General features: G+C 56.0%; 22 protein-coding genes. 10 read left to right on the top strand and 12 right to left on the bottom strand.

Annotation, left to right across the window (positions count from 1 at the left end; translation table 11 throughout):
• Positions 1-45 precede the first annotated feature (45 nt).
• From SMB34_RS17900 to SMB34_RS17880, 5 genes are read left to right on the top strand one after another with little or no spacing between them, the layout of a single operon-like run.
• Entirely contained in the window at positions 46-573 is a 528-nt protein-coding gene (locus SMB34_RS17900) for a TRAP transporter small permease subunit (RefSeq protein ID WP_051682404.1), read from the top strand.
• Positions 563-1,867 carry a TRAP transporter large permease gene (locus SMB34_RS17895; RefSeq protein WP_037992146.1) on the top strand — a complete coding sequence of 435 codons (1,305 nt, stop codon included), beginning with the start codon at positions 563-565 and terminating at the stop codon, positions 1,865-1,867. Before SMB34_RS17900 ends, SMB34_RS17895 begins: the two co-directional genes overlap by 11 nt.
• A gap of 19 nt (positions 1,868-1,886) precedes the next feature.
• Positions 1,887-3,086: a mandelate racemase/muconate lactonizing enzyme family protein gene (locus SMB34_RS17890; RefSeq protein ID WP_037992144.1), complete on the top strand. Its 1,200-nt coding sequence runs from the start codon at positions 1,887-1,889 to the stop codon at positions 3,084-3,086.
• 24 nt (positions 3,087-3,110) lie between these two features.
• Entirely contained in the window at positions 3,111-3,878 is a 768-nt protein-coding gene (locus SMB34_RS17885; protein WP_037992143.1) for an SDR family oxidoreductase, read from the top strand.
• An 11-nt stretch (positions 3,879-3,889) separates the two neighbouring features.
• The gene (locus tag SMB34_RS17880; RefSeq protein WP_037992142.1) at positions 3,890-4,927 is read left to right on the top strand and encodes an L-idonate 5-dehydrogenase; all 1,038 of its coding nucleotides are present in this window, start codon (positions 3,890-3,892) and stop codon (positions 4,925-4,927) included.
• 528 nt (positions 4,928-5,455) lie between these two features.
• Here the strand turns inward: SMB34_RS17880 and SMB34_RS17875 are convergent.
• The 12 genes from SMB34_RS17875 to SMB34_RS17820 all read right to left on the bottom strand — a co-directional run bounded on the left by SMB34_RS17875 (position 5,456) and on the right by SMB34_RS17820 (position 19,454).
• The gene (locus SMB34_RS17875; protein WP_276202150.1) at positions 5,456-6,433 is read right to left on the bottom strand and encodes a LacI family DNA-binding transcriptional regulator; all 978 of its coding nucleotides are present in this window, start codon (positions 6,431-6,433) and stop codon (positions 5,456-5,458) included.
• 106 nt (positions 6,434-6,539) lie between these two features.
• Complete coding sequence (locus SMB34_RS17870) at positions 6,540-7,649, bottom strand: ABC transporter ATP-binding protein (protein WP_037992139.1); 1,110 nt, start codon at positions 7,647-7,649, stop codon at positions 6,540-6,542.
• A 29-nt stretch (positions 7,650-7,678) separates the two neighbouring features.
• Positions 7,679-8,557 (bottom strand): carbohydrate ABC transporter permease, encoded by an 879-nt coding sequence (locus SMB34_RS17865; RefSeq protein ID WP_037992137.1) that lies wholly within the window; start codon positions 8,555-8,557, stop codon positions 7,679-7,681.
• Positions 8,557-9,450 (bottom strand): carbohydrate ABC transporter permease, encoded by an 894-nt coding sequence (locus SMB34_RS17860; protein WP_007089755.1) that lies wholly within the window; start codon positions 9,448-9,450, stop codon positions 8,557-8,559. The genes SMB34_RS17865 and SMB34_RS17860 overlap by 1 nt, the downstream gene beginning before the upstream one ends.
• Before the next feature lie 65 nt (positions 9,451-9,515).
• Positions 9,516-10,775 carry an ABC transporter substrate-binding protein gene (locus SMB34_RS17855; protein WP_156962708.1) on the bottom strand — a complete coding sequence of 420 codons (1,260 nt, stop codon included), beginning with the start codon at positions 10,773-10,775 and terminating at the stop codon, positions 9,516-9,518.
• 272 nt (positions 10,776-11,047) lie between these two features.
• Positions 11,048-12,430 carry a M20 family metallopeptidase gene (locus SMB34_RS17850; RefSeq protein ID WP_037992135.1) on the bottom strand — a complete coding sequence of 461 codons (1,383 nt, stop codon included), beginning with the start codon at positions 12,428-12,430 and terminating at the stop codon, positions 11,048-11,050.
• Positions 12,431-12,496: 66 nt separating this feature from the next.
• Entirely contained in the window at positions 12,497-14,083 is a 1,587-nt protein-coding gene (locus SMB34_RS17845; protein WP_051682402.1) for a gamma-glutamyltransferase, read from the bottom strand.
• Positions 14,080-15,045, bottom strand: coding sequence for an ABC transporter ATP-binding protein (locus tag SMB34_RS17840; RefSeq protein WP_007089759.1), 966 nt, complete (start codon positions 15,043-15,045; stop codon positions 14,080-14,082). Before SMB34_RS17840 ends, SMB34_RS17845 begins: the two co-directional genes overlap by 4 nt.
• The gene (locus SMB34_RS17835) at positions 15,045-16,058 is read right to left on the bottom strand and encodes an ABC transporter ATP-binding protein (protein ID WP_037992133.1); all 1,014 of its coding nucleotides are present in this window, start codon (positions 16,056-16,058) and stop codon (positions 15,045-15,047) included. Before SMB34_RS17835 ends, SMB34_RS17840 begins: the two co-directional genes overlap by 1 nt.
• 10 nt (positions 16,059-16,068) lie before the next feature.
• Entirely contained in the window at positions 16,069-16,992 is a 924-nt protein-coding gene (locus SMB34_RS17830; RefSeq protein WP_037992132.1) for an ABC transporter permease, read from the bottom strand.
• 1 nt (position 16,993) lies between these two features.
• Positions 16,994-17,911, bottom strand: coding sequence for an ABC transporter permease (locus SMB34_RS17825; protein WP_007089762.1), 918 nt, complete (start codon positions 17,909-17,911; stop codon positions 16,994-16,996).
• Between the two features lie 25 nt (positions 17,912-17,936).
• A complete protein-coding gene (locus tag SMB34_RS17820) occupies positions 17,937-19,454 on the bottom strand; it encodes an ABC transporter substrate-binding protein (protein ID WP_037992130.1) in 1,518 nt (505 codons plus the stop codon).
• A gap of 177 nt (positions 19,455-19,631) precedes the next feature.
• Here SMB34_RS17820 and SMB34_RS17815 point away from each other — a divergent pair, with 177 nt between their 5' ends.
• The 5 genes from SMB34_RS17815 to SMB34_RS17795 all read left to right on the top strand — a co-directional run bounded on the left by SMB34_RS17815 (position 19,632) and on the right by SMB34_RS17795 (position 26,116).
• Positions 19,632-20,411 carry an IclR family transcriptional regulator gene (locus SMB34_RS17815; protein WP_037992128.1) on the top strand — a complete coding sequence of 260 codons (780 nt, stop codon included), beginning with the start codon at positions 19,632-19,634 and terminating at the stop codon, positions 20,409-20,411.
• Positions 20,412-20,598: 187 nt separating this feature from the next.
• Positions 20,599-21,849 (top strand): cell division protein FtsA, encoded by a 1,251-nt coding sequence (ftsA, locus tag SMB34_RS17810; RefSeq protein WP_007089765.1) that lies wholly within the window; start codon positions 20,599-20,601, stop codon positions 21,847-21,849.
• Positions 21,850-22,104: 255 nt separating this feature from the next.
• On the top strand, positions 22,105-23,790 hold the full coding sequence (ftsZ, locus tag SMB34_RS17805; RefSeq protein WP_037992125.1) for a cell division protein FtsZ: 1,686 nt from the start codon (positions 22,105-22,107) through the stop codon (positions 23,788-23,790).
• 310 nt (positions 23,791-24,100) lie between these two features.
• On the top strand, positions 24,101-25,069 hold the full coding sequence (lpxC, locus tag SMB34_RS17800; protein WP_007089767.1) for a UDP-3-O-acyl-N-acetylglucosamine deacetylase: 969 nt from the start codon (positions 24,101-24,103) through the stop codon (positions 25,067-25,069).
• Positions 25,070-25,291: 222 nt separating this feature from the next.
• Positions 25,292-26,116, top strand: coding sequence for an outer membrane protein assembly factor BamD (locus tag SMB34_RS17795; RefSeq protein ID WP_037992124.1), 825 nt, complete (start codon positions 25,292-25,294; stop codon positions 26,114-26,116).
• Positions 26,117-26,205: the final 89 nt, after the last annotated feature.

Here is a 26,205-nt window from a genome sequence, read left to right as displayed (position 1 = left end):
CTGATCCTCGGGGGTTTCCCCCGGGGGCTTTTCTGGAGGTCCGCGATGCAGGCAACCCCGAAACGCGTGCGCAGTTTTCAATTCGTCGTCGCACTATTTTCCCTACTTCTTTTGATCATTGTCGGGGTGACTTTTTACGAAGTCATCGCACGCTACATATTCAGAACCCCGACAATCTGGGCCAATGAACTGGCCTTGTGGCTCTCGGCAATCCTGTTTCTGGCTGCGGGCCTCTATGCCATGCAAAGAGACCAGCATCTCAGAATTACCGTCCTCTATGACGCAAGCCCCGCATGGCTTCAGCGCATATTCGATCTCATCACGCTGGCCTGCTGCCTGACATTCTGTCTGGGCATTGCATGGTTCGGCGCGCCCAGTTCGTGGCAATCCCTGATGAATTGGGAGCCGTTTGGCACGGCATGGAACCCGCCGATCCCGGCAACGGTAAAGCCCCTTATCGTCGTGACAACCGGTTTGATGGCGCTCTACGGGATCATCAACTGCGTCAAAAGGTTCCGTGGCATCCCCGCCGACACCGCAGAATCAGTCACGGAGGACAACCGTGTCGATTGAACTCATTTCCATTATCCTCGTCGGTGGTGTCTTTGCCCTGATGGCGCTGGGTGTTCCGCTGGCTTTCGCCGCCGGGTCGCTTGCCGTCCTTGTCAGCTATCTTAAATTCGGTCCGGCGGTCATCGCACTTGCCCATAAAACGGTTTACGGGCTTGCGACCGAATATTCGCTGTTATCCGTACCGCTTTTCATTCTGATGGCAACCCTGCTGGAACGCTCCAGGCTGGCGCAGGATCTTTACGATGCCCTGTTCAAGGTTTTCGGGAATCTGAAGGGCGGCGTTGCGACCGTAACCCTGATCATTTCCGTTTTCATGGCCGCCATAAGCGGCATCATCGGCGGCGAAATCGTTCTGCTTGGTCTGATTGCCCTGCCACAGATGATGCGCCTGCAATATGACCGGAAACTCTCCATCGGCATCATCTGCGCGGGCGGGTCACTCGGCACAATGGTGCCGCCCTCGATTGTCCTGATCATTTACGGCCTGACCGCCGACGTCTCGGTGCAAAAGCTCTTTCTGGCGTCCTTCGTACCGGGCTTCGCGCTCGCCTTTGCGTATTTCGCCTACATCTATATTCGCTGCACGCTTAATCCGGCCCTGACCCCAAAGGCACCGGAAAAGACCGAGCCCTTCACAAAACAGGATTTCTTGCGCGGCGTTCTGCCACTGCTTGTTCTGATCGGCATCGTTTTTGGCTGCATCTACGGTGGGGTGACCTCCATTACCGAGGCCGCGGGCATCGCGGTTGGCGTCTCCATCCTCATCATCGCCCTGCGATCCGAACTGAACATAACCATGCTGTGGCAGGCCCTGACACGCACCCTGCAATCCTGCGGGATTATCCTGTGGGTGACGTTTGGCGCGGCATCGCTGATTGCCATTTACAATCTTTCCGGCGGCCAGCGTTTTGTCACCGGCATGATTACCGGTCTGGATATCGCGCCTGTTGTCACGATCATGCTGATGATGGCGATTTTCATCGTCCTTGGGCTGTTCATGGACTGGATTGGCATCCTGCTTCTGACCATTCCGATCTTTGTGCCCATCGTCACCCAGCTTGGCTATGACCCGGTATGGTTCGGGGTGCTTTTCTCGCTGACCATGCAGGTGGCTTTCCTCTCACCGCCTTTTGGCCCGGCCGCTTTCTATCTCAAAAGCGTCGCCCCGCCGGAAATCACCCTTCAGACGATTTTCGCGTCTCTCTGGCCTTTCATGCTCATTCAGATCGCCTTCCTGGCGCTGATGCTCACCTTCCCGTCCATCGCGCTATGGCTCCCGGAAATACTCAATTAATCTGAATTCGGATAAGAAAATGAAGATCACAGCAATCAAAACCTACCGCGTAGACGAATTTGCCAATGTCCTGTGGGTCCATGTCGAAACGGATGCGGGCATTACCGGCCTTGGCGAAACCTTCTATGGTGCCGGTGCGGTCGAAGCACACATTCACGATACACTGGCAGGACGCCTGATCGGGCAGACCCCCCTTCACATCGAAGCCCTGCACAAGGAAATGGTCAACCTGCCGATGGCACAATCATCGACGGGCGCGGAATATCGCGCGGCATCCGCCATCGACATTGCCCTTTGGGACATCTTTGGCAAGGTCTGCGACCAGCCCGTCCATCAGATGCTGGGCGGTTTGTGCTGGGATAAAATCCGGATTTACAACACCTGTGCCGGATATCGCTATGTCCGTACCAACAATATCAAACCCGTATCGAACTGGAACCTGGGCGAACCGGAAGGCCCCTACGAGGATCTGGACGGCTTCATGAACCGCCCCGCCCAACTGGCCGAAAACCTTCTGGAATCCGGCATCACCGCCATGAAAATCTGGCCATTTGATCCGATGGCGGCCGAAACACGCGGTCAGTACATCACCGCCGAACAGATGAAAAAGGCGATCCGTCCCTTCGAAGAAATCCGCAAGGCCGTGGGCGACAGAATGGAAATCATGGTGGAATTCCATTCCCAATGGAACCTGCCAACCGCCAAGAAGATCGCCCGCGAACTCGAACAGTTCAGCCCGACCTGGTACGAAGACCCGATCCGCATGAACTCGCCGCAGGCTTTGGCAGAATTTGCCGCATCCACCGATGTCTGGACCTGTGCCAGTGAAACACTGGGATCACGCTGGCCCTACAAGGATATGCTCGACCGCGATGCAACCCATGTGGTCATGGTGGACCTGTGCTGGACCGGCGGCCTTACCGAAGGCAAGAAAATCGCAGCACTGGCCGAAACATGGCATCGCCCGTTTGCCCCGCATGACTGCATCGGCCCGGTTGGTTTTGCCGCCGCCATTCACATGTCGTTCAGCCAGCCAAACACCCTCATCCAGGAAAGTGTCCGCGCCTTCTACAAGGGTTGGTACAATGAACTGGTCACCGCTGTTCCGAAAATCGAAAACGGTTATGTCTATCCGATGGAAGGCCCCGGCCTTGGTGTCGAATTGCAGAAATCCTTCTTTGATCGCAGCGACCTGACCGTCCGCGAAAGCAAAGCCTGAAAATAAAAGCCCGTTGGAGGAAACATGTCTCTCGAACTTTTCTCGCTCGCCGGTAAAACAGCCCTCATAACCGGCTCTTCCCGCGGTCTTGGTCGCGCCTTTGCCGAAGGTCTGGCTGCCGCCGGGGCCACCGTCATCCTGAACGGCACCAATTCCGAACGCCTTTCGCAGGCCTGCAAGGAAATGTCTGATGCGGGTATGAAAGTCGATATGTCCCTGTTTGACGTCACCGACGAAGCCGCAATCAAGGCCGCCTTTGACCGCTTTGATGCCGCCGGTATGCAGATCGACATCTTGATCAATAATGCCGGTATCCAGTTCCGCAAACCCATGCTGGAACTCGACACCGCCGACTGGCAGCGCGTGATTGATACCAATCTGACATCCGCCTTCATGATTGGCCGCGAAGCCGCAAAACGCATGGTCAAACGCGGGCATGGCAAAATCGTCAATATCGGCTCGCTGACAAGCGAACTGGCGCGCGCCACCGTCGCCCCCTACACCGTCGCCAAGGGCGGCATCAAAATGCTGACCAAGGCGATGGCAGCCGAATGGGGCGAACACGGCCTTCAGGCCAATGCGATTGGTCCGGGTTACATGCTTACCGACATGAACGCCGCGCTCACATCCAACCCGGAATTTGACGCCTGGGTCAAGGCACGCACCCCCGCACGGCGCTGGGGCAGGCCTGACGAACTGATCGGCACGGCGATTTATCTCTGCTCGGATGCGTCCAACTATGTGAACGGTCAGATCATCTATGCCGATGGCGGCATGATTTCCGTTCTTTAAGGTAATCTTGCATGTATTCTGTTGTCATACATTCACCCCACGACCTGCGTGTCGATCAGATCGACCAGCCCGGCGCACCGGAACCGGGCACGATTACCGTTCAGATCGACAAGGGCGGCATCTGCGGCTCGGACCTGCACTACTACCATAACGGCGGTTTTGGCACGGTTAAAATCCGCGAACCGATGGTTCTCGGGCATGAAGTTGCCGGTACGATCATTGCCGTTGGCCAAAACGTGACCGGCCTTGCCGTTAATGACAAGGTCGCGGTCAATCCCTCCATGCCATGCAACCAATGCCAGTATTGCCGCGCGAACATGCGCAACCAATGCACCGACATGCGTTTCTTTGGCAGCGCAATGCGCTTTCCCCATCAACAGGGCCTGTTCCGACAGCAGATCAACCTGCCCGCGGAACAGTTGGTCAAACTGTCCCCAGATATCAATATGGAACACGCCGCTTGCAGCGAACCCTTGGCCGTCTGCCTGCATGCGGTGCGTCAGGCCGGGGCACTGTCGGGGAAAAAAGTCCTCGTTTCCGGTTGCGGTCCCATCGGCTGCCTGACCATTCTGGCCGCCGCCCATTCCGGGGCACACTGGATTACCGCGACCGACCTGTCAAAGGCCGCCTTGGATATTGCCGCAAAGGCAGGTGCCAATAGCGGCATCGATGTTGCCCGCAATGCCGATGACTTCAGAACGCTCGGCATGAACAAGGGCACGCAGGATGTGGTCTTTGAATGCTCCGGCAGTCCGCAGGCGCTTGCCAATGCATTCGACGCGGTCAAACCGGGCGGCACCATCATCACGGTCGGCCTTGGCGGCAATGGCGAACTCCCGCTCAGTCTCGCCGTCACCAAAGAAGTCAGAATGATCGGAAGCTTCCGCTTTGATGCGGAATTTGCCCAGGCAGCAGAACTGATTGACCGCAAGGTCATTGATGTTTCACCGATCATCAGTTCGGTGCTGCCCTTCCGGGATGCCAAAACCGCCTTCGACCTTGCCGCGGATCGCAGCCAATCCATGAAAGTACAACTGGATTTCGGCTGACGGCTGACCTATTCGTCCGCGCGCCCCTATCGCCGCGCGGATCACCGGGGCGGGCAAGACACCTCGATAACCTTGCCCGCACTCGCTGCCGCGATCTATCTCGGGCAAAGATGCAGACCAATTTCGCACTTGAACGCGTTGAACAGCATTCACAGGTGCGCAACACACTTGTCGCCCCCGCCCGCTCGCCCCCATCTTTGTCCACCTGACCCCGGGGCGGCCGCCCACCCCCAAGCCACCCAAAAAGGTAACGCTGCCCGACGCAACATGCCTTGCCCGCAAAGCCCCCTGATAAATCCTCATACAAATAACATTAATGGCAGATTTCCGGGATTCATCTGGCAGTCTGGGACTCAAAACCTGCCTGAAATGCCGGTTTTGAAAATCTATTCATCATACAAATAAAAACGCTATTTTCGCACTTCGCCGGGCCGATGATTCACGCTCGAAAATCGATTAACAATCAAAAATGAATAATCGATCTTATTTTTCACTTTAAATGAATAATAAATCTGGGAAACCGGCTGCTTAAATATCGTTGCGCCAGACCGGGATTGGCGCGCTTAGCGATTGCAGATTTGCCCCTTCCCGCCCCTCGATCACGTCCAGCAGATGGGTCGCCAATTGCTGCCCGGCCACGATCAGATCCTCGCGCAGGCTGTCGATCCGGGGCCGGGTAAAGTTCAGCAAATCCGACGTTTCCTTGGCGATCACATCGATGTCCCGCCCGACATCCATCCCCGACTGGATCATGCCGTCAATCAGCGCCATCGCGCACAGCTCGCTGCCGCAAATCACCCCGTCGGGCACATAATCCTGATGACGCAATGCCATGCCGGCCTGGCGCAAAACCTCGCTGCTGCTGTCAAGGTCGATCCCGCCAAGCACCTGAAAAGGCACAGCTTCTGCCTCCGCCACCGCCGCAAGCCCGGCCAGCGTTTCCTGATAATATGAAAACTCCGACGGCGGCGAAAGCAATGCCAGCCGCCTGCGCCCCCGCGCAATCAGGCGCTTCGCCGCCATCTCGCAAAACGCCCGGTTATCAAAATCGTGATAGGCATGACCCGGTGCCGAAAGGCAACGCCCATGCGCCACAAACGGCAGCCCGCTTTGGCTCAGGGCCTGCACCCGTTCATCATCGGGCCTGATATGGGTAATGATCACCCCGTCAGCGGCACGGGTATTTAACACATATCGCACCGGGTCCATCGGGTCATCGGCACGTGATTGTGGTGTGACGACAAGGTGATAGGGCGTACCACGAATGACATCGGAAATGCCGACAATCAGCCGTCTGGCAAATTCCGGCACCTTGTCGGTCTGATCAAGGATCAGGCTGATAACATTGGTTTTTCCCGTCCGCAAACGCACCCCGGCCCGGTCCGGGTGATAGCCGATGGCATCTGCCACCTTGCGCACGCGCAGCTTGGTTTTCGCACTGATATCATGCGCATCCTTAAGCGCGCGCGACACCGTCGTCACACCAAGGCCGGTCATTTCCGCAATGGTTTTAAGGGTCGGCCGGGTTTGGGCGGCAGGCCGCCCCGCATTCCCGGCAAGATCGTGATCAGACAGTTGTCAAAGCCTCCGTGGGGTATTCCAGGGTCAGGACCTAACGCAGTCTTACGCCGCTTTCGTGGTCAAAAAACACAACTTTTTCAAGGTTGAACACCAGTTCGGCGTGGCTGTTGGCCTGCCCGTCCCAGTCCTGATGCAGGCGGGTCACCACCTCCTTGCCGCCCAGCGACGTGATGGCAAAAATATCCGCCCCGGCCGGTTCAACCACATCGATCCGGCACGACGCACTGACCGCCTGCTGCCCATCGCGCACCAGTGCCCGGTTATCGGCATCGGTAATCGCCTCGGGCCGGATGCCGATAATGACCTCCTGCCCGTCACGCGCCCGGACATCCGCAGGCAGTTGTAGAAATTCAAGCACCAGCGGCTCTTCGCCCGCCCGCGCCATTTCAACAGCATTGCCCCGCACCGTCGCCGGGATCAGGTTCATCGCGGGCGATCCCATGAAATCGGCGACAAACAGATTGGCCGGATCGTTATAAATCTCCGCCGGGGTGCCATATTGCTGAACAATACCGTCCTTCAGGACCGCAATGCGCGTGCCCAGCGTCATGGCTTCGATCTGGTCATGGGTGACATAGACAATCGTGGTGCCGAATGTCTGATGCATGCGTTTGATTTCGGTACGCATATCCACGCGCAGCTTGGCATCAAGGTTTGATAACGGTTCATCAAACAGGAACAATTGCGGATTACGCACAAGGGCCCGGCCCATCGCAACGCGCTGGCGCTGCCCGCCCGAAAGCTGGCCGGGTTTGCGATCCAGAAGATGTTCAATCTGAAGCGTCTTGGCGACCTCGGCGACCTTGGCATCGCGTTCATCCTTTGGCATGCCGCGCATTTCAAGGCCGAATGCGATGTTCTGCCCGACATTCATGTTGGGATAAAGCGCATAGCTTTGAAACACCATCGCGATATTGCGCTCCGACGGCGGCAGATCATCAATGACATTGCCAGCAATGCGGATTTCCCCGGTTGTCAGCTTTTCCAGCCCGGCAATGGTATTGAGCAAGGTCGATTTGCCACAGCCCGACGGCCCGACAAGCACCAGAAAACCGCCTTCTTCAACATCAAGCGTAATATCGCGCAGAACCTTGATCGGACCGAAACTTTTGCACACCTTGTCGATTTGCAGAAAGGACATGATAACTTCCCTGTAAGTCTTTTTATGAGCTAACCCTTGACCGCACCGGCCATCAGTCCGCGCACGAAATAGCGCCCGGAAACGATGTAAACGATCAGTGTCGGAAGGGCGGCAAGAACCGCACCGGCAAAGTGCACATTGTATTCCTTGACCCCGGTCGAGGACGAAACGAGGTTGTTGAGCGCGACCGTCATCGGCATCGAATCAAAGTCGGCAAATGACGCCCCGAACAGGAAATCATTCCAGATATTGGTAAATTGCCAGATCACGGTCACCACAATGATCGGCCCCGAACTGGGCAGAAGAATACGGGTAAAAGTCCGCCAGAACCCGGCCCCGTCCATCTTTGCCGCCTTGATCAGCTCGTCGGGGAATGCCGCATAATAATTGCGGAAAAACAGCGTGGTAAAGCCAAGCCCGTACACCACATGCACCAGAACCAGCCCGCCGGTCGTGCCTGCCAGACCAATCATGCCCAGCACGCGTGCCATCGGGATCAGCACGATCTGGAACGGGATAAAACAGGCAAACAGCATCAGACCGAAAATGATCTTGTCGCCCGGAAACCGCCATTTGGTCAGAACATACCCATTCAGCGCCCCAAGCCCGGTCGAGATGGCGACCGCTGGCACCACCATCATGATGCTGTTGATGAAATAGGGTTTAAGTCCCGTCGGCTCGACCCCGATCTGGGCCTCGGACCACGCGGTCAGCCACGGCTCGAAGGTAAACACTTCGGGGAACGACATCATGTTTCCGCCCCGGATTTCATCAAGCGTCTTGACCGAATTGACCAGCATGACAAACAGCGGCAGTAGGTAATAAACCGCAAACAGGATCAGGACCGCATAAAGGGCTGCGCGCAAAAGTTTTCCGGTGCCAAAGGAGGATTGTGTTGAACGCGACATCAGCGGCGCTCCCGAAGTTCGGAATAAAGATAGGGCACAATGATCGAGGCAATCATCGCCAGCATGATCACCGCCGACGATGCCCCGACCCCCATCTGGTTTCGCGTGAAGGTATAGGAATACATGAAGGTCGCGGGCAGTTCGGTGGCCCGACCCGGCCCGCCATTGGTCAGCGCAATGACAAGGTCATAGGCCTTGATCGCCAGATGGGCCAGAACCACAAAGGCCGACAGGAACACCGGGCGCAATTGCGGAATGACGATGCGGGTATAAAGGCTCCAGCGGCTGGCACCATCCATCTGCGCGGCCTTGAGGATTTCAGTGTCAATCCCGCGCAAACCCGCCAGAAACATCGCCATGACAAAACCCGACGATTGCCAGACCGCCGCAATCACCACAGTATAGATCGCCATGTCGCGATCCTTGATCCAGTTGAAGGTAAAGCTTTCCCACCCCCAAAGATGCATGGTGTTTTCAAGACCAAGCCCCGGATCAAGAAACCATTTCCATGCCGTGCCGGTGACAATGAAGGACAGCGCCATCGGATACAGATAGATCGGGCGCAAAATGCCTTCGCCGCGAATTTTCTGATCCAGCAGGATCGCCAGAACCAGCCCCAGCACCGAACAGATCGCAATGTAAAGAATACCGAAAATCGCAAGGTTTTGCAGGGCAATCAGCCAGTTTCGCTGCCCCCACAGATTGGCATAGTTGCCAAATCCCTCAAGCTCGTAGGAGGGCAGCATCCGGCTGTCGGTCAGCGACAGATAGCCGGTGTAAATGATAAATCCGTAAACGAATAAAAGGATCAGAAACAGGCTGGGGCTCAGCACCAGACGGGGCAGAACCTCCCGCAGGGTTGCCTGTGCCTTGCCGGGCAAGGATGATTGCATGGGTGATGCTCCGCACTTTGTCCGGCGGCCGGGATGCTATCCGGCCGCCGGTTTCGTTTTTGGTCTTATTGAGCGGATTCAACCGCGTTGACGAGTTCCTCGACAGCGGTTGCACTGTCATATTCGCCGTTAAAATGCGCGGTAATCACGTCATACATCGCGTTTTTGACCCCGGCCGGAACCGAATGGCCATGCGCCATCGACCCGAACAGCGTGCCCTTTTCATTGGCAGCAGCAAGTTCGGCCATGCCTTTTTTGCCACAGGCATCAAAGTCGTCATTGGGCACATCGGTGCGCGCCGGGACCGATCCCTTGACCACGTTGAATGCCGACTGGAAGCTTGGCGACATCACGGCTGATGCCAGTTTCATCTGCGCGTCCTGACGGTCTTCGCCAACCTGGAACATCACGAACTGGTCAGAGTTGAACGTCACTGCATCCTGTGTTCCGGGGAAACGGAAGCACATGAAATCAGTGTCGGGCACCTTGCCGGCATTCAGAAACTCGCCCTTGGCCCAGTCGCCCATGAACTGCACCCCGGCTTCCTTGTTGATCACCATCGCGGTCGCAAGGTTCCAGTCCCGGCCCGAGAAATTGTCATCAACATAGGTGCGCAGTTGCGCCATGCGATCAAACACGGTTTTCATCGTGTCCGACCCCAGCGCGTCCGGATCGGTATCGATCATGGATGCCTGATAGAATTCCGGCCCGCCGGTTGCCATGACGACCGCATCAAAGATCGTGGCGTCCTGCCATGCCTGACCACCGTGGGCGACCGCTGTGTAACCGGCATCCTTGATTTTATCGAGCGCCGCAATCAATTCGTCCCAGTTGGTCGGCTGCTTCAGGCCCAGTTCATCAAAGATCGCCTTGTTGGCCCAGACCCAGTTGGTCGAATGGACGTTGACCGGGGCCGCGATCCAGTGACCGTCATATTTCGAAAACTCTTTCAAGGCATCGGGAACAACATCTTCCCAGCCTTCCTTTGCGGCAAGGTCGTCAAGATTGCCCAGAACACCCTCGCCCGCCCAATCCTTGATATCAAAACCAAGCATCTGAACCGCGGTCGGTGCATTGCCCGATGTAACGCGTGCGCGCAGCACGGTCATGGCCTGTTCGCCACCACCACCAGCAACCGGCATGTCGTTCCATGAAACACCCTGATCTTCGAGATCCTTTTTAAGAACCTGAAGCGCCTTCGCTTCGCCGCCCGCCGTCCACCAATGCAGGACTTCCACACTTTGCTGTGCCGATGCGATGCTGGTTGAAAGCCCGAATGCCGCGATCATACCGATCCCGGCACATGTCATTTTGCCAAGAAACATGCTGTTTCCTCCCTGTTGGCTTTTTTGATTTGGCAGTTGATTACTGCAACGTTACAGGTCGGAGTCAAGCGCCTCCTGTAACGTTGCAGTACAGCAAAGCCGCCAACAGGCGCAAAACCTGTGATTGATCAGACTGCGTTATTGCGTCGCAAAATAGTGCATTCGTTATTGCCGGAAACTGGAACGCGGAAGACTCCGCCCCATATAAAAGGGCGCCAGCCATGATCCTGTCATGGTTTCTGGCGCCCGAATTTTCGGATGGCTTGCTATGGTCAGGCGGCGTCGCCGATATCCCAAAACACACCGGCCATCATTTGCAGGGCCTGTCGGCTGAGGCTTTGCAGGATGTGTTCGTTGGGCGCATGCTGAGAGCATGACGCATAGGAATGCGGCACCCAGACGGTTGGCAGATCAAGGATATAGGCAAATGTATCATTGGGCAGCGACCCGCCAAGATTGGGCAGGATTGCCGGTTTGGTTCCGGTGGTCTTGATGATTGAATCGCGTACACGCGTGACCCACGGATGGGACGGGTCAAGCCGGGTTGCCCGGAAGAACCCCTTGGCCGAGGGAATGATTTCAACGTCCGTAAAGCCATGTTTATCAAGGTGGCGGCGCAAAGCCGGCAGAATGTCATCCGCATCCGTGCCGACCACATAACGCAACTGGCAATGCGCAATGGCTTCAGGCGCGATGGCATTGACCGGTTTTTCCGGGTTTCCGGCCTTTGCCGCAAGTACCGCAAAGCTGTTCCAGCCATAAACCTTTTCCGCCAGTGACAGGCTTTCCTCGCCCCAGTCAGGGTTGATTGTCGGCCCGGTTTCGGGTTGGGTGATTGCGCAATCCTTCAGGGCTTCCCGGACTTCGTCATTCAGGCTGTCAGGACGCCATTCCGGCACCTGAATCTGCCCTCGACGATCAACGATGGATGCAATCGCATGCGAAAGAACAATCATCGGGTCTTTCAGCAAACCGCCCCAGTTCCCGGAATGGTGGCCGCCTTCGCGATATTTAAGCGACAGCGCAAAATTGATCGCCCCGCGTGACCCCATGAACATGGTCGGTCGTTCGGCACTCAGGCGCGGACCGTCCGATGCAATCAGAACATCGGCGGCAAACAGATCGCGATAATTGGTAAACAGTTCGGCAAGGCCGGGCGACCCCGCCTCTTCGCCCATCTCAATGATGACCTTGCAGTTAAAGCCCAATGCACCACGTGTCTTAATGACCGACCGCAGGGCCGCCAGATTGATGCAATGCTGCACTTTGTTATCCGCCGTACCGCGCCCGTAAACCCGATCACCTTCGATCACCAGCTTGAAAGGCTCAAGGCCTTCGCGCCATTCGCCTTCCTGTGCGAGGATCACATCGCCATGCCCGTATGTCAGGACGGTCTGCAGGTCATCACCTTCGTGTCGTTCGGCAAACAGGAACGGTCCGAAACCGGGCTTGGGATTATCGATGATGCGGGTTTCAAACCCCATATCGCGCACCATCGGAACAATCACATCGGTAAGATAGCCATAAAGCGCTTCGAGATTATCGGGTTTCTGGCTTTCGGTTTTCTGTTCGACCATTCGACGCAGTTCGTCGATGAACTGCCCATCTTCAAAATACCGGGTTACATTTTCGATAGCATCAGCACGCGTTGACATTGATTGATCCTTGTTCTTTCCGATAAGCCATCCAATTCCCAAAGGAACGACGGAGCATTTTGTGTTTCACGAACCATCCCGGTTTTCCGCCACCGCATCGCCCCAGGGCGACATGATTTCGGTCATGCCCTGATTGATGTTTCCCTGCCGAAGAACCCCCGCCGGGCAGGCAAAGGCATAGGGGAAAGCGGTCCGGCGCGTGGTCACGCAACGATGCCCTTCCCCCAGAGCCGCAATGATATCGGGCGAAAGACTTTGATCGATGATCACCGTATCGCCGCCGCTAAAATCAACCCGCGCCTGATGGAAGGCGTCTTCGAGGGTCATATCGAAATCCAGCAGGCAGGATGTCAGTTGCAGGATGGCTGGCAAAATCTTGCGCCCGCCCGATGCCCCGATGGCAAACCGCCGGTCCTTTTGCTGCCCGATTGCCGGGCAGACATTCATCAGGCATCGTTTGTCGGGTGCTAACGAGTTTGGCCGTCCCGGTTCGGGATCGAACCACAGGATCCCGTTATTCATCAAAAGCCCGCTTCCGGGCAGCACGACCTTGGATCCGAAAATGGACAGCAATGTCTGGGTCACCGCGACCATGTTGCCATGTCGATCCGTCACACTGAAATGCGTGGTGCAGGCGGGGGCGCGACTGTCATCAACGTCCCCCATATCGCGCAACCGGCGTTTATAGGTCGTCTTAAGCGCATCGACATACGCCCCATAGGCATCCGCCCCCGGTGACGTCCCCTCAAAATTCTGATGCGACAGGATTTCCAGACATTCCGCAAGGTTTTCACCCGCCGTCATCGCAGGCGGTGTATAGACCGTCCCCCCGCGATAGGATGCTGTCAGCGGATCAGACAAAACAGCCTGATAGGACTTCATGTCATCAAGCGACAAACATCCCCCGGCAGCCCTGACATCGGCAACGATTTCCGCCGCAAGATCGCCTTCGTAAAATTCACGCGCGCCTTTATCGGCGATGCGTTGCAGGGTGGCCGCCATCTGGTCAAGATTGATCCGCTTGTCCGAAAGGGCCGTCCATCCGGCAATAGTCGGCCACTGTCCGTCTTCCAGAAAGGTTTCCGCTGCGGTCGGGTTTTTGGCAAGTTCGCGGGTACTAGACGCGATGATAAGGGCGGCATACCAATCAACCGATAGCCCACCCGACGCAAGCTTTGCCGCCGGCGAAACAAGATCACGCCATGGCATCGTGCCAAACCGGTCAAAGGCAAGCTCCATACCGGCAACCGTGCCGGGTACCGCAATCGCGGTTGCGCCAATCTGGTTACGATCCCCGACGACCCGCGCCCACGGGAACAGGTCACCTGCAACGCCTTCGCCCGATAACGGATAATCGGCGATATCAAGCCCGGCGGGGGACCGCATCCCGAAGGTAATGCTATAGGTCCGGTCTTCATCGGCACGATAGATCATCATCGCACCGCCACCGGCCGGGCCACTCATCCAGGGCTCGACCACCCCCATGGCAAAGGATGTGGCAATCGCGGCATCAATGGCATCGCCACCGGCGGCAAGAATGTCAGCCCCGACCTGGGCGCCTAGCTTATGCTGGGCTGCGACCACCCCACCATTTTCGACGGTGACGACGTTTTTACGGACCGACTGCATGTTGGAAAAATTGTCGCGGATCATTGAACCGCCCCTTCGACCAGATGACATTCAACCCGCTTGCCCTGATGCAGGGTCGCCACCGGTGCCTTGGTCGAACAGATATCAATCGCGCGCGGGCAGCGCGGATGGAAATGACATCCACTGGGCGGGTTGATCGGATTGGGGAATACGGCACCCAATTGCGTGTCGGGCACGCCAAGGGACGGGTCCGGCGTCAGAACGGATTCCAGCAACGCATTGGTATAAGGATGATCCGGACCGGCAAACAGCGAAGATGCTTCTGCTTCTTCGACAATGCGCCCCAGATACATGACCGCCACCCTTGTTGCGAGATGTTCGACCACCGCAAGATTGTGGCTGATGAACAGGTAGGTCAGCCCGAATTCATTGCGCAAATCCGACAGCAGATTAAGAATTTGCGACTGTACCGACACATCAAGCGCCGATGTCGGTTCATCGCAGATCACGATTTCCGGGCGCATGATCAGGGCGCGCGCAATGGCGACACGCTGACGTTGCCCGCCCGAAAGCTGGCTGGGATAACTGCGCAAAACCCGTTTGGGCAAACCGACAACATCAAGAATATCGGCGGTCTGCTTATCCCAGTCACGCGGATCGCCGACCTTGTGCACCCGCAGCGGCAGCGAGATGATATCTCCAATCGTCTTGCGCGGGTTCAGCGATGAATAGGGATCCTGGAAAATCGGTTGGATACGCCGCGCCAGATAGGATCTGTCATGGCTGGTAATGTCTTCGCCATCGACCAGAACCCGGCCCTGTGTCGGCGTTTCCAGTCCCAGCAAAATACGTGCAAGGGTACTTTTGCCACAGCCGGATTCCCCGACAAGGCCAAGGACCTCTCCCTTTTGCAGTTTCAGGGTCAGTTCATCGACCGCGCGTAGATCCTTGCGTTTGCCAAAGATGCCCTGCTTGATCGAAAAAATCTTCGACACATTTTCAAGTTCAAGAACCGGAACGGACATTATGCTTCCCCCGATTTTGGCTGGTTCATCGACAGGGATGCAGACCTGTCATAATCGTGAACACAGCGATAAAGATGCCCGGCGGGTGAAATCCGGGCCGGTATATCGGACGCACATTGCGCTGTTGCCTCGTCACAGCGGCTTCGGAAAGCACAACCAGCAACATCACCGATAAGAGACGGCACAATACCGGGGATCGAGCCCAGATGTTCGCCAACTGCGGTTTTGCCCGGCACCGGAATGCAATTAAGCAACCCGCGGGTATAAGGGTGCTTTGGCGCGGTAAAGACTTCGGTGGCACTACCGGCTTCGACCATTTCACCGGCATACATGATGGCGACCTTGTCCGCGACGCGGGCCACCACGCCAAGATCGTGGGTAATCAGGATCATCGCCATGTTCAATTCACGCTGAAGATCCTTAAGCAGGCGTAATATCTGGGCCTGAATGGTGACATCAAGGGCGGTTGTCGGTTCATCCGCAATGATCAGATCAGGTTCGCCCATCAGGGCCATGGCAATCATAACGCGTTGGCGCAGACCGCCTGAAAGCTGGTGGGGATATTGTTTCATACGGTTGGCCGCCGCCGTGATCCCGACCTTTTCCAGAAGTTCGATGGCACGGTCACGCGCTACCGTCTTGGGGACCTTGCGATGAAGCAAAAGGGCTTCCATCAGTTGATCGCCAATCGTGTATGCCGGATTAAGCGAGGTCATCGGTTCCTGAAAGATCATCGAAATCCGGTTGCCGCGCAGTTTGCGCATATCCCGATTGGATGCGGTTTGCAGATCGACACCTTCAAAATCCAGAACCTGCGCCGAACGTTTCGCCTGCTTGGGCAGAAGCCCCATGATCGCAAGCGATGTCAGGGACTTGCCACTACCTGATTCACCCACCACACACAGGGTTTCACCGCGCTTCACATCGAAATCAATGCCGCGCACGGCATGCAGCGTTCCTGCTGCCAGCGGGATATCAACCGTCAGGCCGCGAACAGAAAGAATGTTTTCCATACTGATGCCCCTAGTTGCGGTTTTCAGGTGCGGAAACGTCACGAAGACCGTCACCCAGCAAATTGATCGCCAGAACAAGGATGAACAGCGCGACGCCCGGGATGGCAATCATCCACGGCTGGAACAGAAGCATCTGTTTGCCTTCCGACACCATCAAGCCCCAGGACGGTGTTGGCGGTTGCACCCCGAGGCCCAGGAACGACAGGGCCGCTTCAAGCAGGATGGCATGCGCCATTTCAAGCGTCACAATCACGATCAGACTGTTGGCGATGTTCGGCATGATTTCGCTAAACAGGATGCGTTTGGTCGAACAGCCGATGGCCTTGGCCGCCGTGACATATTCCATGGATCGCAATTGCAGGGTGGCAGATCGCATCACGACCGCGAACCGATCCCAAAGCAAAAGGCCAAGAACCGTGATCACCACCTGAAGTGATCCGCCAAACAGTGCGACCACCGCCAACGCCACCAGAACCACGGGCATCGCAAGGCGCACATTGATCAAAAAGGTGACACAGGCATCGACACGGCCGCCGAAATAACCGGCGGCAACGCCCATGCTTGTGCCGATAATGCCGGAAATCAGGGCCGCAATCGCCCCGATGGCCAATGAAATGCGTGCGCCATAAAGCAACCGTGAAAGATAATCCCGCCCCAGATGATCGGTACCAAGGATGTTCTCCCAGCTGCCTTTGGCATCCCAGACGGGCGGGATCATTCGATGCATCAAATCCTGATGATAGGGATCATAAGGTGCCAGAAGAGGTGCGAAAAGCGCCATCAGGAAGATGGTCAGAAGCACAATGGCACCAAACATCAGTCCCTTGTGACCAAGGATTTTGGTCAGCAGAACCTGTCGCGGCGTCGGGCCGCTCAGGACTTCAGCTTCAACCTTGGGTGCCACTGTGTTGATGGTTTCGGTCGTGTTGGTCATGTCAGCCCACCCTCATGCGCGGGTCAAGCCACGCATTCAACAAATCCGACAGGAAGGTGAAGACGATATAGAACATCGAAAACACCAGAATCAGGGCCTGTACGGTTGGCAGATCGTTGCGACCAATGGATTCCCACGCCAGATAGCCCGCCCCATGCAGGGCAAAGATCGATTCAACGACAATCGACCCGCCTAGCATGAAGCCCATCTGAACGGCGGCCAGACTGACAACCGGGATGATGGCGTTGCGAAGGGCATGCTTGAACATGACCCGGAATTCACCCGCCCCCTTGGCGCGTGCGGTGCGGACATAATCCGCCCCCAGCACATCAAGCATTCCGGCACGGGTTAGGCGCATGATGGCAGGCATCGCGTAATAACCCAGCACGATGGTCGGCATCACAAAGTTCTGCCAACTGTCCGAACCGGAAGGCGGCAGGATGCGAAGCTTGATACTGAACAGGACAATCAGGACCAGGCCAAACCAGAAACTGGGCATGGCCTGCCCCATGACCGAAAGGAATAGCGCAATCCGGTCAATAAGACTGTTGGGGCGAACGGCGGCGGCAACGCCCAACGGCACCGCCGTCAAAAGCGCAAACGAGATTCCGCATACGCCAAGCAACATCGTGACGGACAGACGCTCGGCAACCAATTGCGACACCGGCAGTTTGAAATAGTAACTTTCGCCGAAATCGCCCCTGATCGCGTTGAACATCCATTCGCCATACTGAACGACCCATGGTCGATCAAAACCGTAATAAACCCTTACAGCCTCGATATCCTCGGCATTTGCCGTTTCACCCGCAATAGCCGCCGCAGGATCCCCCGAAAGATAGAGAAGCGCGAAGCTAAGCATGGAGACGGCAAGCGTCACCAGCAAGGCCAATCCAAGCCTTTTTAACGTATATACCAACACCGTTCTGAACCCCTGATCCGGAGGATTATTTCCAGTTCATCTGGAAGAAGCGCGGAATTGCATCCGTGGTCGGTGCATATTCCAGATCCTTGGTGAACACGTAGTTCGAGTTATAGGAGAACAACGGCAACCAATAGGCTTCTTCCGCAATACGCTTCAGGGCTTTGGCGTAGTATTCCTTGCGCTCCTCGGAATCCACGGAACTGTCGGCAACATCCAGCCATTCCTTGACCTGCTCGTCTTGCGCACTGTCAAGACTGCCAAGCTTGAAATACTGGCTGACGATCGCCGACGCATCATTGATCGAATAGGATCCCCATGTCTGGAACGACATCGGTACTTCGCCCTTCATGCTCAGTTCACGCAGGGCGGAGTATTGCAAAAGCTTGAAATTGCTTTTGATACCGACCGCTTCGAGATAGCCCAGCATCGCTTCGGCATATTCGCGATCACGATAGGCATAGAAGTCAATTTCCAGCCCGTCCGGATAACCAGCCTCGGCAAGAAGCTGCTTGGCTTTTTCTGGATCATAGTCATAGACAGCGACGTCCTGTGCACAGCCGAACTGCGACGGGAAGCAGGCCGAATTGACGACACGTGATTTACCTTTGAGCATCGATGCAACGATGGCTTCGCGGTCAATGGCATGCGAAATGGCCTGGCGCACAAGCTTGTTGGTGAACGGGTTGCTTTCACCGCTGCGACCGGCGGCATCAAATTGCAGATAACCGATGCGCATGGTGCTTTCGTTGGCGACGGTAAATTCACCCATCGCGCCAAGGCTTTCGGCCTGATCTGGCGGCACCTGCCAGATCCAGTCCAGACCGCCACTGAACAGTTCGGCAGCCTGCGTGTTGAAATCGGGAATGGTACGGATATCCAGACGACCGATATTGGCCTGCCCCTTCGGGCTGTCCTTGTGATAATTTTCGTACTTCTCCAGCACGAAATGCTTGCCCGGCTCGACTGAAACAACCTTGTAAGGACCAGTCCCTACCGGATTAAGTCCCATGCCGGTCGGACCAGCTTCGGCGTAATATTCGTTGGGATAAATCGATACAGGTCCGGCAAGATATTCGATTGCTGCGGGGAATGGTGCTTTCAGATGAATGCGGACCTTGAACTGGTCAATCTTCTCGGCACTTTCCATCCAGTTGACGTTGCGCTGGGTTTTCACCCCGTTCTTTTCATCCGCAACCCAGTTCACGGTCGCGACCACATCGTCGGCGTCGAAAGGCTCGCCATTGTGGAACGTCACACCCTGGCGAAGATTGAATTCAAGGGTTTTGTCATCAACCCATTTCCAGTCCGTCGCCAGATTTCCCTTATACTCGCCGGTATAAGGATCGCGATACACCAGCCCATCCCAGATGGAGCGTTGCAGAATAACGCCTTCACGCGCCGAGTTGAAATAACTGTCGACATTTTCAAGCTCTTTGGAGAATGCGACATTGAGGGTATCGTCTGCTTTGTTGGCAGCGGCTGTTCCAGCAGCGGCCATGACGAGGGCAAAGATTCCAGCCCCCTTAAGGATCTGTTTCATTATAGCCTCCTGATATGCGTGCCTTACTTCACGGTGTTCGCGGCAAGACACATTAGATGCATTTAAAACATCTTGTATTATATTGCAATACAGCGTACTGTATAAAACTACGATAAGGCAACTGGAAGCTGCATGTCAACCAGCACGTTTGCCATAAAAAACCGAGGAAACGCGACCATGGCGAATGCCAAAGCCCGGCAGCAGGACACCCTTTTTGTCACATCCCTTGAAAAAGGCATGCGGATACTCGAAGCTTTTTCAGAAGACAAAACCGAACTTGGGCTGGCCGATCTTGTAAAGGTTACCGGCCTCGAGAAGAGTGCGGCACAACGATATGCCAACACGCTTTACGAGCTTGGCTATCTGGAAAAGAATCCGGAGACTCGCCGGTTTCGGCCATCCGTCAAATATCTGGAAATGGCGTACAGCTATCTGTGGGCTGATTATCTAGCGCAGTTGGCAATGCCCCGCCTGATCGACCTGAGCCGCCAGACATCCCAAACCATCAACATGGCCGAGCCCATCGGAACCGATATTATTTATGTCGTGCGCATGCCCAACCACCGCACCAATTTCGGGGCTTCTGCGATTGGCCGACGGGTGCCAGCACTGGTTGCCTCGTCCGGGCGCATTATCCTGAGCCGCCAGTCAGATCAGGCCATTCGTGACGCAGTGAATAATTGGCCAATCCGGCAATACACCCCCCGGACAACGATGGATCGCGATGCCATACTCGACAATATCCTGATGGCACGCGAAAAGGGATATTGCACCACACAGGGGCAGGTTTTACCCGATGAAGTCAACGTTGCCGCCCCGATCTGCAGCATTGACGGAATACCGGTTGGCGCCATCCACTGTTCTTTGCCGTCGATCCGCTGGACAATCGAACGCGCGGAAGCAGAAATTGCCCCGCTTGTAGTTGAAGCAGCCCAATCGATCGTGCCATCCAGATAAGGTAAAACCCGGTCCGGCCAGACCAAGGGAACGCCAGCACAGCCTCAGACAGACGCACAGCTTTGGAAAATACCGAATAACGCGGCCCTGCCTTAACCAATTTGCAACAGCTTATGGGCGAAAACCGGCATAAGATCTGGCGGACAGAAATCAGATCATAATTTTTAAAAAAGTTCAGAGCATTCAATTGGCACGCAGCAAAACCAGATCAGGCTTGATCGCGGCCTTGGACATCGGCACGTCCAAGGTCTGTTGCTTTATTGCCCGACGTGAAAAGGGCGAAGCCCCGAAAGTCATCGGCATCGGACATAACATGTCCAAGGGGCTGCAAAGCGGATCAATTGCCAATCTTGATGCTGCACAGGAAGTTGTCCTTGCGGCGGTGAATGCGGCCGAGAAAATGGCAGGCCACACGATTGATTCCGTCATCGTCAATCTGTCTGGCGGCAGCCCGGAATCAGAAACCCACACGGTTGAACTGCCGCTGGGATCACGTCCGATCGGCAATCTTGAAATCCGCAAACTGAACGATCAGAAGGACGCCGTTCTGCGCCAGGCGGGTGACGAGTTGATCCATACCGTGCCGCTGGGCTTCAGGGTCGATGCCGCCACAGGTCTTCGTGATCCGCGCGGCATGTACGGTTCTGTCGTCGGCCTTGATCTGCATTTTGTGCGCACCCAGACCGCCCCGCTTCGCAATCTGGAAACCCTTCTGGGGCGTTGCCATCTGAGGATCGAGGAAACGGTGGTCACCCCGCTGGCATCGGGCCTGTCGGCTTTGACTGCCGATCAACGCGACCTTGGCGCGACTGTCATCGATATGGGGGCCGGCACCACAAGCGTTGCCGTCTTCCACGGCGGTCAGGTGATCTATACCGCGACCGTACCGGTCGGCGGGGCGCATGTGACGCGCGATATCGCCTATGGGCTCAATACATCGCTTAATCATGCTGAACGCATGAAAACACTGCATGGCAGTGCGCTGACATCGCCATCCGACGATCAGGAAATCCTGGCGGTCCCTGTGATCGGCGATGAAGATGAAAACAACGTCAATCATGTGCCGCGCTCGATGCTGATCAACATCATCAAACCGCGTCTTGAAGAAACGTTTGAGTTGATTCGCGATCAGTTGGACGAACATGGCCTGTCACAGATCGGCGGCCGCTCCATCGTTCTGACGGGCGGCGCCAGCCAGCTTAACGCGATTGCCGATCTGGCAAGCCAGATGTTCGAACGCCCAGCCACCATTGCCACACCGCACGGGGTATCAGGTCTTGCCGAAGCCACGGCCGGCCCGGCATTTTCGGCCTGTGCAGGTTTATTGTTGCGCGCCCTTCAGCAGCAGAACGATCCGCTTAGCGAAGCAATGGCTCAAATTCGTCAATCGGGTGGGCGTTGGGGTCGACTTGGCGCATGGTTCAAGGAAAACTTCTAGTTTCCCTGTCCGTTCCAAGGCTTTTCGCGGCCTGCCTGATCCGGCAGGAAAGGCGTTTTACGCAACGCGAAAATTATTTCGCGAAAAAAACGCGATAATTTTCGAAATCTTCCATTGTTATTAATACGGCAATAACTCTTTGCCCGCTAAAACGAATGCCAAGGTCTAATGTCCGGGGGACACCTGAGACTTAGCGTGGCAACGGGAAGGCCGCGCCGATCTTAAGCTCTAAAGCGCGGAGAGGAAGAGCAAACAATGAGCACGATCAATTTTTCCGTTCCTGAAACGGAAGAAAACCTGAAACCGAAGATTACCGTTATCGGCGTCGGTGGCGCTGGCGGAAACGCCGTTAACAACATGATCGCATCCGAACTTGAAGGTTGTGATTTTGTTGTTGCCAACACCGACTCACAGGCCCTGAGCCAGAGCAAAGCCGCACGCAAGATGCAGCTTGGTCGCAAAATCACCCAGGGTCTGGGTGCTGGCGCACGTCCTGATGCGGGCAGTGCGGCCGCGGAAGAATCCATCGAAGACATTCAGGCCCAGCTTGAAGGCAGCCACATGGTGTTCATCACCGCGGGCATGGGCGGCGGTACCGGTACCGGTGCGGCCCCGGTCATTGCACGTGCTGCCAAGGAAGCAGGCATTCTGACGGTTGGGGTCGTTACCAAACCGTTCCATTTCGAAGGCACGCGCCGTATGCGCACGGCCGAACAGGGGATCGAACAGCTTCAGCAATATGTTGATACGCTGATCATCATTCCGAACCAGAATCTGTTCCGGGTCGCGAATGAAAAAACCACATTCGCAGATGCCTTCCAGATGGCAGATGACGTTCTGCGCAACGGCGTGCGCTCCATCACCGATTTGATGATGGTCCCGGGCCTTGTGAACCTTGACTTTGCCGACATTCGCACCGTCATGAGCGAAATGGGCAAAGCCATGATGGGCACCGGTGAAGCCACGGGTGAAAAACGTGCCCTTGAGGCCGCCGAGGCCGCAATTGCAAATCCGCTTCTGGAAGATGCTTCGATGAAGGGCGCGCGTGCGGTCCTGATCAACATCACCGGCGGCATGGATATGGCCCTTTACGAAGTCGACGAAGCCGCGAACCGTATTCGCGAGGAAGTTGCTTCGGAAGCCAACATCATCTTTGGTTCGACGTTCGACCCGACCATCGAAGGCGCACTGCGCGTTTCCGTGGTTGCCACCGGTATTGATGCCGAGGAAGTCCGTCGTCCGCAGCCGACCACCGTTTCGGTTGCCCCGGTCAAACCGGCCGAGCAGGCCGCAAAACCGGCAACCCCATCCTTTGGTCAGCATGGTGCGGCAGCCGCCGTCGCCAGCGCCGCGGACGCCGCCATTGCAAATGGGCATGATGGTTATCAGGGCGATGCATCAATCGACGAAATTCCGGCAGAACGTTTTGCCGCAACCGGCAGCGCCCAGCAGCCGGAACTGAGCAATCAGCCTGCTGGCAACAATACCGGTTCGATTGAACTGGGTCAGACCGTTCTGAAACCGAAGCCGGTTTCGCGTCCGGCACAGCATTTCACCCCGGCCGAAAAGCCGAAAGAAAACGGTGACATGGCCTTTATCCCGCCGCGCCCGGCCCGTCCGAGCGACGCAGAACAAAATCACAGCCCGGATGTGTTCGAAGCAGCAGATGCCCAGAACGCAACCCCGCCGCGCTTTGGCCTGCGGACCCTGTTTGGTAAAAACAAGGGCGGTCACGAAGACCATTCAGAACAGTCTCACCACGCGGCACCGCGTCAGGCACACCCGCAGCCGCAGGCTCCGGCACCGCGCCAGACCGAAATGTCGCTTGGCGAGAATGCAAACCAGTCCTTGAAGGCGGATCCAGCTTCCCGCGTCAAGACGTCGAATGCGTCTGACGACCTTCTGGAAATTCCGGCCTTCCTGCGTCGTCAGGCCAACTGACGACATTCTCCGCGCGAAGAAGGGGAAGGCTTTGGCCTTCCCCTTTTTTAATGCGGTCCAAGTTTTTTAATGCGGCCCGGTCATCCAAACATCTGCCTCTGCGTAACCTGAAATGATATTCGATCAGATTTTCCACATTGTTTCTTTATTTATCAGTTACTTATCCCGTTTACAAAGCGTAACAAAGAGTGATTTGTTCTCTTGTCACAGCGCCTGTAGGGTCTGAAACTAAGAAATGGGGTTCATACCCCAAGCGCCGATAGGGCGCATTCATTGACAAACTTGACTGACCTGACTTTTGGGGGTTCCCGTGAACAAAATTGCAGACCTCAGCGCTGCCCTTTCGCATTCGGGCGCATCTGATCATGATGTCGTGCGTCAGCGGACCCTTAAAGCATCCATCGGCTGTGCCGGTGTCGGGCTTCATTCAGGTCATAAAATCCGCATCACCCTTCACCCTGCACCTGAAAATCACGGTATCGTATTCCGCCGTACTGATCTGGATGGCCAACCGCTGTTTCCGGCACGTTACGATGGTGTGATCGATACGCAGCTTTGCACCTGCCTTGGCGACAGGGATGCCGGGATCAAGATTGGTACCATCGAACATCTGATGGCTGCCCTTGCGGGGCAACGCATCGACAACGTTCTGATCGACATTGATGCCGACGAAGTGCCGGTTATGGATGGCAGTTCGGCACCGTTCAACTTCCTGATCGATTGCGTCGGGATTGAGGAACAGGATGCACCGCGTCAGGTGATCGAGGTTCTGAAACCGGTTGAAGTCGAATACAAGGGCTGCACCGCGCGGATCGAACCGGGGCATGGCTTTGAGGTCGATTTCGAAATCGATTTCGCCAGCAAGGCAATCAACAATCAGCGCATGTCGGTCAAATTCGACGATGGCGTGTTTGTTGCCAATATCGCCCGTGCCCGGACTTTCGGCTTCCTGCACGAAGTCGAAGCCATGCGGTCGATGGGCCTTGCACGGGGCGGTTCGCTTGATAACGCCGTTGTCCTTTCGGGCGACGAAGTCATGAACGAGGAAGGTCTTCGTTATGATGACGAATTCGTCCGTCACAAGATTCTTGACGCGCTTGGCGATCTTTACACCGCCGGCAAGCAGTTGCAGGGCAAAGTGACGGCATATAAATCCGGTCACCATGTCAACAACCTGCTTTTGAAGGCGCTGTTTGCCGATGCAAGTGCGTGGCGCGTTGTGCCAATGCGCAAATCGGCCCTTCATGCGGTTGAAGCCCCTGCGCTCGCAACGGCTTGAGAAGCTTTTTTGATATGATCTCGTTTGCAAAAAGCGGTCCCTGGGGGCCGCTTTTTTATTGCGTTGCCCAACCACCGCTTGTGAAACCGCGATCCGGTTTCCGACCGGGATGCAGAAAAGTGCCTGCGGGGTAACACAACCCCTTGCCCTATGCCCGTACAGGCATGGTATAGTCTGGCAAATTTCGCCTGAACGCGTCACAAAGCTTAAGGAAACGTCACAGTGCTTCGTAAGGCTTCCGCCAAGAATGTTATTGCTGCTTGTGGTCTGGCCCTGCTTCTTGCAGCCTGCTCCAGCGACGACAAACCGGCATATGTCGAACGCCCGGTTTCCGAACTTTATAACAGCGCGCAGGACCTTCTGGACGCCAAGGAATACCAGAAGTCAGCCGAGGCCTTTGACGAGGTTGAACGCCAGCACCCCTATTCTGTGTGGGCGACCAAGGCGACCCTGATGTCGGCCTATGCCTATTATCAGGACAACAAGTATGACGACGCGATCACAGCCCTTGATCGCTTTATCTCGCTTCATCCGGCAAACCCGGATGTGCCATACGCCTATTACCTGAAGGCATTGTCCTATTACGAACAGATTTCCGACGTCGGCCGCGATCAGCAGATGACACAGCATGCGATGGATTCGCTTGATGACGTTATCCGCCGTTTCCCCGACAGCCAGTATGCGCGTGACGCGAAACTGAAAAAGGATCTGACGGTTGACCACCTTGCTGGCAAGGAAATGAGTGTTGGCCGTTATTATCAGGATCGCGGTGAATATCTGGCTGCGATCAACCGGTTTAAAATGGTCCTCGACAAATACCAGACCACCACGCATGTCCCCGAAGCACTAGCGCGCCTGACCGAAAGCTATCTGGCACTTGGTCTTGAAGGCGAAGCCAAACGCACCGCGTCGGTGCTGGGTCATAACTTCCCGGGCAGTCCGTGGTATGAGGAATCATACGATCTTCTGGTTGGTGATGGCTTAAACACCCGCGAGGGAGAAAGCTGGTGGCATTCGACCACCACCGCCCTTGGTGACTGGTTCTGATTCTTGCCGCGTCGCGTGACTTTCGACACGAGAACGCATCAGGAACACCGATTTCTTGTCAGTTGTTTTTCAACATTTTTCGCTCTTTC

The organism is Thalassospira permensis NBRC 106175, assembly GCF_000714555.1.
In the GTDB taxonomy this organism is placed as follows: domain Bacteria; phylum Pseudomonadota; class Alphaproteobacteria; order Rhodospirillales; family Thalassospiraceae; genus Thalassospira; species Thalassospira xiamenensis.
This window is presented reverse-complemented; position numbering and strand designations above follow the sequence as displayed.